This is a genomic window from Embleya sp. NPDC008237, from assembly GCF_042956465.1.
Classification (GTDB): domain Bacteria; phylum Actinomycetota; class Actinomycetes; order Streptomycetales; family Streptomycetaceae; genus Embleya.
The window spans coordinates 231141-244288 of the sequence record NZ_JBIBGL010000014.1 but is presented as its reverse complement, the minus strand read 5'-3'; the positions used below and the strand labels follow the sequence as shown (position 1 = coordinate 244288).

At 71.6% G+C, this 13148-nt stretch carries 10 protein-coding genes and 1 tRNA gene; 5 read left to right on the top strand and 6 right to left on the bottom strand.

All coding sequences use genetic code 11. From position 1 onward, the window contains the following. Positions 1-140: 140 nt before the first annotated feature. Both ACFZBU_RS32920 and ACFZBU_RS32915 read right to left on the bottom strand, forming a co-directional pair. Positions 141-229: transfer RNA gene (locus ACFZBU_RS32920), tRNA-Ser, on the bottom strand. Between the two features lie 104 nt (positions 230-333). Beyond that, the gene (locus ACFZBU_RS32915; protein ID WP_391587346.1) at positions 334-1848 is read right to left on the bottom strand and encodes a trypsin-like peptidase domain-containing protein; all 1515 of its coding nucleotides are present in this window, start codon (positions 1846-1848) and stop codon (positions 334-336) included. A 488-nt stretch (positions 1849-2336) separates the two neighbouring features. Between ACFZBU_RS32915 and ACFZBU_RS32910 the strand changes: the two genes are divergently transcribed. The 3 genes from ACFZBU_RS32910 (at position 2337) to ACFZBU_RS32900 (ending at position 4976) form a co-directional block, all read left to right on the top strand. Beyond that, a complete protein-coding gene (locus ACFZBU_RS32910) occupies positions 2337-3164 on the top strand; it encodes a glycerophosphodiester phosphodiesterase (protein WP_391587345.1) in 828 nt (275 codons plus the stop codon). 206 nt (positions 3165-3370) lie between these two features. Next, positions 3371-3844, top strand: a complete 474-nt coding sequence (locus ACFZBU_RS32905) for an ATP-binding protein (protein WP_391587413.1) — start codon at positions 3371-3373, stop codon at positions 3842-3844. A 160-nt stretch (positions 3845-4004) separates the two neighbouring features. Next, on the top strand, positions 4005-4976 hold the full coding sequence (locus tag ACFZBU_RS32900; protein WP_391587344.1) for a DUF5926 family protein: 972 nt from the start codon (positions 4005-4007) through the stop codon (positions 4974-4976). An 80-nt stretch (positions 4977-5056) separates the two neighbouring features. On the opposite strand, the gene ACFZBU_RS32895 is transcribed toward ACFZBU_RS32900, so the two are convergent. Together ACFZBU_RS32895 and ACFZBU_RS32890 are read right to left on the bottom strand one after the other, a co-directional pair. Further along, complete coding sequence (locus tag ACFZBU_RS32895; RefSeq protein ID WP_391587343.1) at positions 5057-6919, bottom strand: sensor histidine kinase; 1863 nt, start codon at positions 6917-6919, stop codon at positions 5057-5059. Next, a complete protein-coding gene (locus ACFZBU_RS32890) occupies positions 6916-7659 on the bottom strand; it encodes a response regulator transcription factor (protein ID WP_391587342.1) in 744 nt (247 codons plus the stop codon). Before ACFZBU_RS32890 ends, ACFZBU_RS32895 begins: the two co-directional genes overlap by 4 nt. 158 nt (positions 7660-7817) lie before the next feature. On the opposite strand from ACFZBU_RS32890, the gene ACFZBU_RS32885 reads away from it, so the two are divergent. Beyond that, entirely contained in the window at positions 7818-10058 is a 2241-nt protein-coding gene (locus ACFZBU_RS32885) for an MMPL family transporter (protein ID WP_391587341.1), read from the top strand. A gap of 324 nt (positions 10059-10382) precedes the next feature. Here ACFZBU_RS32885 and ACFZBU_RS32880 read toward each other — a convergent pair whose 3' ends face one another. Together ACFZBU_RS32880 and ACFZBU_RS32875 are read right to left on the bottom strand one after the other, a co-directional pair. After that, on the bottom strand, positions 10383-11006 hold the full coding sequence (locus tag ACFZBU_RS32880) for a hypothetical protein (protein WP_391587340.1): 624 nt from the start codon (positions 11004-11006) through the stop codon (positions 10383-10385). A 179-nt stretch (positions 11007-11185) separates the two neighbouring features. Next, positions 11186-11794 carry a bifunctional DNA primase/polymerase gene (locus ACFZBU_RS32875; RefSeq protein WP_391587412.1) on the bottom strand — a complete coding sequence of 203 codons (609 nt, stop codon included), beginning with the start codon at positions 11792-11794 and terminating at the stop codon, positions 11186-11188. Positions 11795-12345: 551 nt separating this feature from the next. On the opposite strand from ACFZBU_RS32875, the gene ACFZBU_RS32870 reads away from it, so the two are divergent. Beyond that, complete coding sequence (locus tag ACFZBU_RS32870; protein ID WP_391587339.1) at positions 12346-13107, top strand: glycosyltransferase family 2 protein; 762 nt, start codon at positions 12346-12348, stop codon at positions 13105-13107. Positions 13108-13148 lie beyond the last annotated feature (41 nt).

Sequence of the window (13148 nt, the reverse complement as noted above, 5' to 3'; positions counted from 1 at the left end):
CCGGGCCTCAACCACGTATACACCGCAGCCGCCCGCCGACCCCGGCCTTCACCGGTCACACACAAAGGTCGGCGGCACTCGTTCGAGTCTCCTCGAAAGTGCCGCCGACCTGCGCGTTTCCGCCATCCCGCTGCTTCCTGCGGAGGACGTGGGATTCGAACCCACGAGCAGAGTCACCCCTGCTAGCAGTTTTCAAGACTGCCGCCATCGGCCACTAGGCGAGTCCTCCAGCGCCGCGACCTGGTGGGGGTGCGGGCGGGATCAGTCTCTCATGAGCGATGGCTCGGATCACTGGGGATTCCGGGTGGGCCCATGGGTGGCCGGGGGCGGGGGTCAGTTGTCGCCCACGCGCTGGCCCAGGGTGACCTCGGTGGTGGCTTCCTTGCCGTCGCGCTGGTAGGTGACCTTGACCTTGTCGCCCGGGCGGTGGCTCCAGATCTCGCTGAACAGGTCCTCGTAGGAACCGATCGCCCGGTTGTTGAGCCTGGTGATCACGTCGCCGGCCTTCAGGCCGGCCTTTGCCGCCGGGCCGTTCGCGGTGACCGGGTCCTGGCCGTTGGTGCTCTGCGCCACGATCTGCGCGCCGGTGCCGGTGTAGCGCGAGTCGGGCAGGATGCCCATCTGGGCGTAGACCGGCTTGTTGCCCTGGATCAGGGTGTCCGCGACCCACCGGGCCTGGTTGATCGGGATCGCGAAGCCCAGGCCGATGCTGCCGGACTCCTGCTGCTGGCCGAACGGGGACTGCCCGCCGCCGCCGGTCGAGCGGATCGCCGAGTTGATTCCGATCACCTCGCCGGCCGCGTTCAGGAGCGGACCGCCGGAGTTGCCGGGGTTGATCGCCGCGTCGGTCTGGATCGCGTTCATGTACGAGACCTTTTGCTGGTCGCCGGAGGCGACCGGGCGGTCCTTGGCGCTCACGATGCCCGTGGTCACCGTGTTGGAGAGGGTGAACGGTGCGCCGATCGCGATCACCGGGTCGCCGACCGCGACCTTGTCGTTGTCGCCCAGCGGCAGCGGCTGGATGTTGGTGGGCATGTCGTCGACCTTGATCACCGCGAGGTCGTAGCCCTCGGCGCGACCGACGATCTTCGCCGGCTTGGTGGTGCCGTCGGAGAAGGTCACGCTCAGCTCGCCACCGGCGGCGGCCAGCGACACCACGTGGTTGTTGGTCAGGATGTGGCCCTGCTTGTCGTACACGAAGCCCGCGCCGGTGCCGCTCTCGGTGCCCTGGCCGGACACCTTGCCCTTGGTCTTGATCGTCACCGTGCTCGGCACCGCCTGCTTGGCGATGCCCGCCACGCTCGTGGGCGAGCGGTTCAGCGAGGCCGGGTCCACCGGCGAGGAGGACGGGCCGACGCCCGCCGAGGCCGGCTTGTCGTCCCGCTCCGCGATCCACGCGCCCACCCCGCCGCCGACACCGCCGGCGAGCAGCGCGGCCACCACGGCGGCGACCAGGATCCCGGACGGCCGGCGCTTGGGCTTGGGCGGCGCGCCGAAACCGGGGTAGCCCGGGTAGCCGGGGTAGGCACCGGTCGTCCCGAACGGCGGAACCCCCGCGCCGCCCGCCGCACCCGCTGCGGGTGCGGCGGCGAACGCGGCGGGCACCTCGGCCGTCGGCTCACCCACCGGCGGCAGCGCCGCGGTGGACGGCCCGGCCTCCCCGTGCGGCTGCCCCACGGTGGGCGCCCCGACCGGCTTGGCCGGCACCTCGGAGCGGAACTCCGGCTCCGCCGCCGCGGACCCGATCCCCGGCTCCGCCGGCAATGGTGTGGCGGAGGACGATCCGTGGCCCTCCCCTGGCACCGGTGAACCGACTTCGCCGCCGGTCACGTCGCGGTCGTCGCTCACGGTCTTCCTCCCACACACATTCGGAATGTTTGATGCCCACAGACTTCCCGACGCCCTGTCTGAACACCGTAAGCGCCGGACGTCCCGGCCGCTCGTCCCTCTTATCCCGGGGTTATCCGCGCAGGTGGAGCCGGTCGCACAGGGGTGTAAATCTCGGAGGAATCACCGAAGATCGGCCCCGAAAACGCCCCGCGACCCGGCCCACGAGGCCCCGGGGACGCCATCACCCGCCCGCCGCGACCTCGGCGAGGCCGTATCCCCACCCCGCCGGCCCCGCCGCCCGGCCGTTCGCGACTCGCGCTCACCTCCGCCGACCCGCCAACCCCGGCCGTACACAACGCGCAATCACCCACACACGCCCACACATGTCGACGCACGCATGCGCATATCGGTACACATCAGCGCATAACTCCCGTACCGAACCGGGACACCGCCGCCCGACACCTGCCCGTCACCGAGCGCTCACCTCGGGATGGCACGATTGTTCCGTGTCAACCATCGGGGCGCGCCCGCTGCGCGCCAACGTGCAGGTCGTCGCCCACCGCGGTGCGTCCGACACCGTCCCCGAGCACACGCTCGCGGCCTATCTCCAGGCCATCGAGGACGGCGCCGATGCCCTGGAATGCGATGTCCGCCTGACCGCCGACGGCCATCTGGTGTGCGTGCACGACCGCAAGGTCGACCGCACCTCCAATGGCAGCGGCATCGTCTCGACGCTGGAGCTCGCGGACCTGTCCGCGCTCGACTTCGGCTCCTGGAAGGAATCCGGCGTCGAACGCGAACGCCCCGAGGAACCCGAGGCCCCCGACTGGGACCGCCGCTCGGTGCTCACCCTGGAACGCCTGCTCGAACTGGTCGTGGACGCGCCCCGCCCGGTGCGCCTGGCCATCGAGACCAAGCACCCCACCCGGTACGCGGGACTGGTCGAGCGTCGCCTCGTCGATCTGCTGGAGCGGTTCGGGCTTACCCGGCCGGCCGCCGAGGACCCGTCACCGATCCGGGTGATGAGCTTCTCCCAGTTGTCCCTGCGTCGGATGCGACTGATGGCACCCGAGTTGCCCACCGTGTTCCTGATGGAGCACGTGCCGCTGCTGTTCCGGGACGGCACGCTGCCCCGGGACGTGCGCATCGCCGGCCCCAGCATCGACATCGTGCGGGCCCACCCGCGCTACGTCGCCCGCCTGCATCGGGCCGGGCACCGGGTGCACGTGTGGACCGTGGACACTCCCGAGGACGTCGAGTTGTGCCTGCGGCTCGGCGTGGATGCCATCATCACGAATCGGCCACGACAGGTACTGGCCCAAGTGTCCGGTTAGCCCCAATTAGGGGGCGTACGCTGGTAGCCTTTCGGGGCGTTATATCCGTCTTGGCAGGATCGCATACCCCTATACGCCCCTGGGCGAGTCGGAGCGCGCGGCGCCCCGCCGTTTCCCGTCCGCCGGCATCGGGCATCTCAAGCCCGACGCGCGAGACATGCGTGCGAGGCAGTCGTGTGAGTGCACTGAGGAGGCCGGGGGTGGCAATGGTCGTGGCCCGTGGGGTGCCCGATTCCGCGGCGGTGTTGGTACCGCACGCTCCGGTCGGTGTGTCCGCGGCTCGGCACCGCCTGGCCACCGATCTCGACAAACGCGGCATCGCCGGGGACGTCGTGGACGACGCGGTGCTGATCCTGTCCGAACTGTTGAGCAACGCGCTACGCCACGCCCGGGCCCTGCCGTCCGGTAACGTCCGCGCCGCCTGGTGGGTGCGTCCCGACGGACTGCTGGCGATCGAGGTCACCGACGGCGGCAGTTCCACCCGTCCCCGACAGGCCAGCCCGTCACTGAGCGCACACGGCGGTCGTGGCCTGTCCATCATCGGCACGCTCGCGGCCGACTGGGGCGTGCGCGGCACGCCGGACGAGGTCACCGTGTGGGCGCTGGTCCCGGTCCGGGCCCGGACCGCCGACCGCCTGTGGGACGAATTCGATGTGGACGCAGTGGAGCCGCTCGACTGAAACCCGGGCTCCGACTCCGGGACCTGGCCCCGCCGTACCCCGCCGCACCCACGTTGCGCACGCGTTCGAGCGTCAACCCATGCCCGCGGAACTCAGTACCCTCGGACCTGGTGAGTCGTCGACCACCATCCCCCCGACACCGAGGCGGAGAGACCGCAGCATGGGCAAGAAGGCCGCGCTGAAGGGCCACACCGGCAACAAGACCCAGACCGCAGCCGCCACGGGATCCGTCCCGGTCGTCGGCGGTCGCGAACCGTGCCCGTGCAACTCGGGCCGCCGGTACAAGGCATGTCACGGGCGCGAGGCGGCCTCCGCCGCCGAGACGCTCGTCCTGCGTCCCTTCCAGGGGCTGCCGAACGAGTGCGACTGGATCGCGCTGCGCGAACTGGTCCCGGCCGCGACCGCGCGGTTGACCCTGACCGGCGAGCACGCCGACCAGGTGGTCACCCTCGCGACCGTGTTGCCGATGGCCTGGCCCGCACTGCGGCGCGCGGACGGCGCGATCCTGGTGGGTCTGCAGACCCACACCAGCTCGGGCGACGTCAGCCGGGACCTCGCGCACGCCCTGGAGCGCGCGCTCGCCCAGGAAGACGGCACGTCGGTCGCCCCCGGCCCGCTGCCCGAGTCCGGCGACCGGCTGCAGGACCTGCTCGACCTGTCCAAGCCGCTGGAGATCACCGTGCACCCGGGTTTCGACTTCTGGGTGGACGATCCGGCCGCGATGAACGCCGAGGTGAGCGCGTCGCTGGAGCGGGCGAACGCGGCGGCCATGCCGACCGTCCGGCTGTCCTCGGTGGACGCCGCGTACTGGTGCGGCACCACCGAGAAGAACCACCTGCGCTGGGTCATGCCGCACGCGGAGGAGGAACTGCTCGACGCCATCGCGCGGCTGCACGCGGCCGGCGAGTCGAGCCTGGGCGAGGGCACCCGCTTCGTCGGCTCGTTCCGCGCGCACGGGCTGCTCGTCCCGGTGTGGGATCTGCCGACCACCATGACCGCCGAGGACGTGGAGAAGCCGGCCCGCGAGTTCGGTGAGCGCCTCGCCGCCGCGATGGCGGACACCAGCCCGCTGACGCCGCGTCAGCGCAGCGCCCGCAACGGTCTGCTGAACCGTCAGATCACGCTGAACTGACCGTGCGATCACGCCGTACCGACCGTCGGATCACGCCGAGCTGAACCGACCGTCGGATCACGCCGATCCGACGGTCGCGATCACGCCGAACCAGGGCCCGACCCCGTCCGGTGGACCATGGCCGGTCCACCGGACGGGACCCGGTGGGACTCCGCGGTCGGCGACACGAGTGCCGGCGGCTGCGGGCCGGGAGCCCGGCTCTTCGTCCCGTCCGTCGCACCGTCCCGCCGAGGCGCGTCGGCTTCCGCGACACCGGCCGGCAACGCCGCGTCGTCGTGCCGGGGCGCGTCGGCATCCTCGGCCGCGGCCGGCAGTTCGACGATGACGGTCAGGCCCGCCCCCGGTTCGGTCTCGACCCGCACGGTGCCCCGGTTCGCGGCCACTCCAGCCCACACGATGGCCATGCCCAGCCCGCTCCCCGAGTCGGCGCCCGCCGCCCCGTTCCCGCCACGTTCGCGCGCGGCCCGGAAGAAGCGGTCGAAAATGCGCTCGGCATCCTGCGGTCGCATGCCCGGGCCCTCGTCGCGCACGCGCAACACGGCCCGCCGCTCCCCGTCGTCGCCCGCAGCCTCGGACACCGACACGTGCACATCCGCGGACACCGGCGTGTGCGCCCGCACATTGGTCAGCAGATTGCCGACGATCTGGCTCAGCGTCGCCCCGTCGGCCAGCACCACGCAGGTATCCGGCACGTCCGTATGCACCCGCCGAGCCGGCTGCTGGGCACCCAGGTCGGCGACCGCCCCGCGCACCACGCACACCAGGTCGATGGGGCGCGGCCGCAACTGCGGACGCTGGTCCAGCCGCGCCAGCGCCAACAACTCGTCGACCAGCCGGTCCATCCGCTCGGCCTCGACACCCATCCGGTCCAGCGCTCGGATGCGCTCGTCCTCCGACGCCAGCATTCCCTTCTCGTACAACTGCAGATAGCCGCGAATCGCCGCCAACGGCGTCCGCAGCTCGTGCGACGCGTCGGCCACGAACCGCTTGAGGTGGGTCGCCGCGTGTTCGCGGATCTCGAACGCCGACTCGACCTGCTGCAACATCGCGTTCAACGCGGTCCGCAACTGCTCGACCTCGCTGAACGACCGCTTGCGCGGCGCCACCCGCGCGGAGAGATCGGGTCGGTCCGGACCGCCCTCGGCGATGCCCGACGCCGTCTCGACCATGTCCTCCAAGGGCCGCAACCGCCACCATGCGACGAAGTAGATGGACCCGCCCAGCAGCACCAGCAGGGTTCCGCCGACCAACAGTTCGAAGTGCACGACCCGGTCGACCACACCGGCGATGTCCTGGGTCGAGCGGGCGAGCAGGATGTAATGGCCGTCGCCGAGGCGCACCGCCGCCGCCCGGTAGTCCTCTCCCGCGAGGGAGATGCCACGCGGCTCGGCGTGCGGCGCCATGCCGCGTGGGTCCCGGAACTGCGCCGCCAGTGCGCGTTGCAGGGCGTCGGGTGCCCGGTCGGCGATCGGCATGGCCGTGCCGAACTCGTCGACCAGCACGAAGACCTTGCCGTGCAGCCCGGCCGACATCAGTACGTCGCGCAGGCCCGCGGTCGGGCCCGGTTCGGACAACTGCGCCCGGGTGATGCCGGTCCGCTCGATGCCCGCCCGGCCCGTGGCCAAGTCCTCGTCGACACCCGACTCCAGATAGTGCCGAACCCCCATCATGCTGAACCCGATCAGCAGTGCCAGCCCGATCGCGAGCACCGCAATGCTGCTCAGCGCCAGCGTCGCCCGCATGGCGACGATGTGCGGACGCTTCCGCACCCGCCGCAGCACGATCCCCGGGCGGACCCGCCCCGTCCGCGCGCCCTCGCCGCCGCCCCCGGACCCGCCCGGCTTCCCGCCCCGGCGCAGACGCAGTGGCCCGCCCGGTCGTTTGCCCGGTCGCCCGTCCACCCCGTCGCCCGTGTCACCGCGCTCCTCGAACTCGCCGGTCATGCGCCGAAGTCCGCCGGTCGCAGTCCGTACCCCACGCCTCGCCGGGTGGTGATCAGCGGCGGCCCGTCCGGCGCCAGCGGATCGAGCTTGCGGCGCAGGTAGCTGATGTACGTCTCGACCACCGTCGACTCCACGACGTGCTCGTACTTCCACACCTCGCGCAGCAGTTGCTCCTTCGGCACGATCCGGTCGCCGTGCCGGATCAGGTGGCGCAGGAGCGCGAACTCGGTCGGGGTCAGTTCCACGCCGCGTCCGCCCCGGCGCGCCGTGTACGTCGCCTCGTCCAACTCCAGGTCGCCGTGCCGCAGTACGGGCGGACGCGGGACCGGCTGCGCGCTCTCGTCCGGCGTCGGGCGGGTGCGCCGCAGCACCGCGCGGGTACGCGCGACCAATTCGTCCACATTGAACGGCTTGGTGATGTAGTCGTCGCCGCCGAGGGTGAGTCCCTTGACGACGTCCGCGGGGGCATCGCGGGCGGTGAGGAACACGACCGCGATGTCCGGGCGTTCGGCCCGCAGCACCCGGCACACCTGGCGTCCGTCGCCGTCCGGGAGGGTGATGTCGAGGAGCACCACGTCCGGCCGCTCCCTGCGCGCGACGGCGAGCGCCGCATGCACCCCGTCCGCCGTGACCACCTCGAAACCGTGGAAACGCAGGGTGATGGCGAGGACGTCGGTGATGCTCGGCTCGTCCTCGACAACCAGGACCTTGGCGCCCGCACGCGGCTGACTGCTGCTCATGCCCCCAGTATCCGGCCGAAGTTTGCGGAACTTCGGGGGACTGATTGTGAGCTTCCTGTGAGTCCGCCGCCGGCCGGCCGTGCCGCTCCCGGATCGACCGAATCTGGCCCGAGCAGGCACAACCGGGCCGCGAGGCCCGCACGAGGAAGGAAACGGCTATGGCGGCCTGGGCGCGCTGGTGTCTCGATCATCGGTTGGCGGTGCTCCTGCTCTGGGTGGCCGCGCTGTTCGGAACCGTCGCGGCGAGCGTGACGCTGGGCAGTGCGTACTCCAATGTGTTCAAGATCCCCGGAACCGAGTCGTCGACCGCGTACGAACGCCTGGAGAAGGCCTTCCCCGACGCGGCCGGCGATGTGGACAACGTGGTGTGGCGGACCGAGCACGGCACCGTGCACGACCCCGCGGTACGCGACCGGATGGCCGCGCTGCTCGCCGACATCGCGCGCATGCCCGACGTCGGCCGCGTGGTCGGCCCGTACGACCCGGACGGTGCCGCGCAGGTCAGCGCGGACGGCCGCATCGCGTTTGCCCAGGTGACCTTCGTCAAGCAGCAGTTCGAGCTGGACACCGAGGATCTCAAGCACCTGATCGAGCGCGCCGAGGAGGCACGTGCGCCCGGGCTGCACGTCGAACTCGGCGGACCCGCGATCGAGGCCGCCCAGGAGCCCCCGGCGGGGCTGGCCGAGGGCGTGGGCATCGTCGCGGCGGGCATCATCCTCTTCCTGGCCTTCGGATCGTTGTTCGCGATGCTGCTCCCGCTGGTCAGCGGGGTGTTCGCGGTCGGCACCGGCATCTCGACGGTCATCCTGCTCAGCCACGTCACCGACATCCCCGAGACCGCGACGCTGCTGGGCAGCCTGATCGGGCTCGGCGTGGGCATCGACTACGCCCTGTTCATCGTGACGCGGCACCGCAACGGCCTCAGGGCCGGGCTCACTCCCGAAGAGGCGGCGGTACGGGCCCTGAACACCTCCGGCCGGGCCGTCGTGTTCGCCGGCGGCACGGTGTGCGTCGCGCTGCTGGCGCTGTTCACCGTCGACATCGCCCTGTTCGACGGGATCGCGATCAGCACCACACTCGTCGTGGTGCTGAGCGTGTTTGCCTCCGCCACCCTGCTGCCCGCACTGCTCGGCATGCTCGGCATGCGCGCGCTCAGCCGTCGCGAACGCCGGGCACTGGCCGTACAGTCCGCTGCGGGCGCCGCCCCGCAGAGCGCGGAGGCCGGGAGCGCAGCCATGCGCTGGGCGCGCCTGGTGCAACGCCGGCCCCGAACCCTCGGCCTGGTCGCACTGGTCGTCATGGCGGCCCTGTCCGTGCCGGCCCTCTCGCTTCGCCTGGGCGCCAACGACCAGGGCAATCAGCCGACTTCGCAGACCGTCCGGCAGGCGTACGACCTGCTCGCCGAGGGCTTCGGCCCAGGCTTCAACGGCCCGTTGCTCATGGTCGCCGAGCTCGACGGTCCGCAGGACCGGCAGGCGCTGGACTCCCTGATCACCGAATTGCGCCGCACTCCCGGCGTCGTGCGCGTGGTCGAGGCTCCGGTGCCCGCCGACGCCCGGGGACTCGCCGCCGCCACCCGGGTCGTCCAGGTCGTACCCACGACGTCCCCGCAGGCCGCGGCCACCGACCGGCTGATCGACACGCTGCGTGACGAGATCGTGCCCGCCGCCGCCGAGGGCAGCACACTGAAGGTCCACATCGGCGGCGAGACCGCGCTGCAGAAGGACTTCGCGGCCGTGGTCGGCGATCGTATGCCGGGCTTCATCGCCCTCATCGTGGGGCTGGGCGCGCTGCTCATGCTGGTCGCGTTCCGCAGCCTGCTGGTACCGCTGACCGCCGCGCTGATGAACCTGATCGCCGCGTGCGCGTCGTTCGGCATGCTGGTCGCGATCTTCCAGTGGGGCTGGGGCATGGACCTGCTGGGGCTGGGCAAGGAGGGGCCGATCATCTCCTTCCTGCCGGTCATCATGCTGCCGCTGCTGTTCGGGCTCTCGATGGACTACCAGGTCTTCCTGGTCAGCCGCATGCACGAGGAATGGCTGCGCACCGGCGACAACGCCCGTGCGGTACGCGTGGGTCAGGCCGGGACCGGGCGCGTGATCAACTCGGCCGCGCTCATCATGATCTTCGTGTTCGCCTCGTTCGTCCTCAGCGGCGACCGCGGCGCGATGATGGCCGGCCTCGGCCTGGCGGGCGCGGTCGCGCTGGACGCGTTCATCCTGCGCATGCTGCTCGTTCCCGCCATGATGCACCTCCTCGGGCGTGCCAACTGGTGGTTGCCCGCATGGCTCGACAGGGTGCTGCCGCACCTGGCGGTGGACCCGCCCGACCGGCCCGCCGACGACCCGGCCGGCCCCGCCGAGGGCACCCCGGAGAAGGTGTTGACGCCCAGCCGGTAGGCATACGGGACGCGAGGTCGCACGGACGACGATCGCCCGCGCGCCCGGCAACGGGCGTGCGGGAGCGGTCGTGAACGGTCGACAACCGGCCCCGGATTGGAGATCCGCCGGCTTGTTGTTACCTTTGACCCAGCTCGGTCGCTGATGCATCCCCCGTCTTCAGCGGCCGGGCCCTTCACTTTTTCGGGGTCTTTTCCCGAATTTGTCCCGTGCTCTTTCCGGGTCTTCCGACACCGCGATTCCTCGACGGGTTCGACGAGAATTCGCCGCATTCGCCGGCCGGTGTGTCGCCCGGATTCGCGCGCGCCTCGGGGTGGTGCGGGCTCAGCGCTGAGCGGTCGCCGACCCGGACCGGAGCAGCTTGGTCAGACCGTCCTTGGAGGCCAGCTCGGCCACCGCGGACCAGCCGTCGAGACCCTTGGGCGCCCGCACCCGCGGGGTGTCGCAGCGCCCCTCGGTCTCCTTGGGCTCGACCGAGCAGCTCACCCGCAGCGTGCCGCCGCCGGGCTGCAGCACGCTCATCACCAGCAACAGCGGCTCGGGCGTGGGGTTTCGGTAGTAGACGCGGCCCCAGACCTCCGAACCGTCGCGCTCGACACAGGTCTGCGCCCGGACCCCCTTGGGGCCGTCGATCGCCTTGCCGCACACGCTCTCCGTGCCTGCGGCCGGCGAAGTGGCGCTCCCCGCCGAGGACTTCGCGGCAGGCTTGCCGCCGATCAGTTCGAGCAGCTTGGCCGAATCCGCCCGATCGCCGTCGCCGACACCGTTTCCGAACTCGGCCGCCTTGGCGGCGCTCGGGCGGGTGGTCGGCCCCGAGTCGGCGGTGTGGCGGCCCTTGTCCGAACCCGCCGAGTCCGCGGAGGCGGCGGCGAGCGGAACGATCAGGCACAGACCCACGACCGCGCCCAGAGCCACCGTGCGGACGTGACCCGTGCGTGGGCGCTGCATGGTGTCTCCTAGCGCGCGAAGCCCCCTTCCACACGCGTCCCGACGAGCGGGATTCGGGTGCGGAACGGGGCCGGAATGATCGGCTCGCCGAGCCTATCGCGCCGCCACTACGTGCAGCGATCACCACATGTTGCGGTTACGCCACAACGATCACTCCATCGCGTGACGGCGCGCCTCGATCAGGCTCTGGGCTCGGCGTGTTGGCAGGTGTCCACGAGCGTGCGGACCAGGTCGGCCACGCCCGGCAACCACGGCCCGCCGGCCGTCGGATCCCCGGAGGGCGCCGGTGGCCTGGCCCAGCGCAGCAGACCGCCCTGCACCCGGGACGGCGGCAGCGCGAGATAGCCGCCGTCGCCGTGGAAGCGCAGGGTCGAGGGCACCGTGCCGTACCGATCGAGGCCGTATCGGTCCAGCAACTCACCCAGTTCGCCCAACTCGTATGGCTCGACCAGGAACGCGTAGCGGCCCGGCGCGGCGACGACCGGACCGGTACGCACACCGAGCCGGGCGAGTTGGTCGAGCGAGCGGGCACCGGCTTCCGACGGCACGCTCAATGCCGCCACCCGCCCACCCGTCGCCAGGATCACCGACGCGTCGGGGGTCTGTTGCCACCACCAGCGCGCCATGCGTTCGTCACATGTGGCCGCGAGCAGGGGAGGTTCACCCGGATGGGCGCCCGGCACGCGACATTCGGTAGCACCACAACGACACACGCCCGACCAGCGGTCGTATCCGACGCCGGGAACCACCGGCCAGCGCCATCTCGCACACGTCAGCACAGCCGACATCAATGCGGTGCGTTCCCTCCGTCGTCTTCCGAGGATCTCGCGCAGCATGCGCTCGTTCCTTTCCGTGAACGTGGAAGCACTATGCGTGATACTCAGGTACTCCGCAGCCGACCATGACGAGGCCGCTTGGCGGCACATGGCGCGAGGTGGCGCAGGGGTGGCGAATTACGGCGCCCGGTACGGGTGTTGCCCTCGCGAATCGGGCCTCGGGCGGGAGATGGGGGCTCCCGAGCGGACCGTTGTGCCATCCATTGCTGCGGTTTGCGCTGCGGTTGGGTCTGTTGGTCTCTGCCTGGGGCGACACCGCGTCCGATGCGACGCCGCGCCTATTCCAGCACTCCTCACCGAGGACGACGAACGGCCGGCCCTCGGAGGTTCCGCAGATCTCACGAGACCGCGATCACAGGATCCTGGAGCATACCCGCGATGTGGCTCCCTTCCGTTGTACCCCCAACGCCGGTGACCTTCACGCCGCCGCGCCGCGCCGTTGGGCAGGACGGGTGGAACCCGGCGGCATTCGAGGCACCTCGATCGGCTCGTAGGATCACGCCATGGCGGAGCACACGACCGGCACACCGACCGGCGACACGGCCGTGGTGATCCCGGCATACGACGAAGCACAACGAATTTCGGCCACGGTCGAGGCGGCGCGATCGATCGCCGGCGTGGACCTCGTGGTGGTGGTGGACGACGGTTCGCGGGACGACACCGCCGCCGCGGCACGGGCGGCGGGTGCGGTGCCGGTGCGCCACGGGCGCAATCGCGGCAAGGCCGGCGCGATGGAGACCGGCGCCGCCGTGGTCGCCGCGATCGACCTGCGCGAGGGCCGGGAACAACCGCGCCACCTGCTGTTCCTGGACGCCGACCTGGAGCACACCGCCACCGCCGCGGCGCCGCTGATCGACCCGGTACGGTCCGGGACGGCGGCGATGACCATCGCGGTGTTGCCGCCCCAGCTGCGTGCCGGTGGCGGACACGGGTTCGTGGTCCGGGCCGCCCGGGACGGCATCGCCCGGGCCTCCGGCTTCACCGCGACGCAGCCGCTTTCCGGCCAGCGCTGTCTGACCCGCGCCGCGTTCGAGGCGGCACTGCCGCTCGCGGCCGGCTTCGGCGTGGAGACCGGGCTGACCATCGACCTGGTCCGCCAGGGTTTCCCGGTCGAGGAGGTCGAGGTCGCATTGCACCACCGGGTGACCGGCACGGACTTCGCCGCGCAGCGCCATCGGGCCCGGCAGTACGCGCATGTGGCCCGGGCCCTGGCCGAGCGAGGCGCGGCCGGGGCGCTGCCCGGGGCGATCCGTGGGCGTGGCTGAACCGGTGGCGGTCCGGCCCGCCGCGGCGCGTCGCCCGTCGA

What these genes read in the sequence shown, in the direction of transcription:
- ACFZBU_RS32885 (WP_391587341.1), top strand. Translation starts at nt 7,818, where the DNA reads ATGGCGGCCTGGGCGCGCTGGTGTCTCGATCATCGGTTGGCGGTGCTC.
- ACFZBU_RS32900 (WP_391587344.1), top strand. Translation starts at nt 4,005, where the DNA reads ATGGGCAAGAAGGCCGCGCTGAAGGGCCACACCGGCAACAAGACCCAG.
- ACFZBU_RS32870 (WP_391587339.1), top strand. Translation starts at nt 12,346, where the DNA reads ATGGCGGAGCACACGACCGGCACACCGACCGGCGACACGGCCGTGGTG.
- ACFZBU_RS32905 (WP_391587413.1), top strand. Translation starts at nt 3,371, where the DNA reads ATGGTCGTGGCCCGTGGGGTGCCCGATTCCGCGGCGGTGTTGGTACCG.
- ACFZBU_RS32880 (WP_391587340.1), bottom strand. Translation starts at nt 11,006, where the DNA reads ATGCAGCGCCCACGCACGGGTCACGTCCGCACGGTGGCTCTGGGCGCG.
- ACFZBU_RS32875 (WP_391587412.1), bottom strand. Translation starts at nt 11,794, where the DNA reads ATGTCGGCTGTGCTGACGTGTGCGAGATGGCGCTGGCCGGTGGTTCCC.
- ACFZBU_RS32895 (WP_391587343.1), bottom strand. Translation starts at nt 6,919, where the DNA reads ATGACCGGCGAGTTCGAGGAGCGCGGTGACACGGGCGACGGGGTGGAC.
- ACFZBU_RS32890 (WP_391587342.1), bottom strand. Translation starts at nt 7,659, where the DNA reads ATGAGCAGCAGTCAGCCGCGTGCGGGCGCCAAGGTCCTGGTTGTCGAG.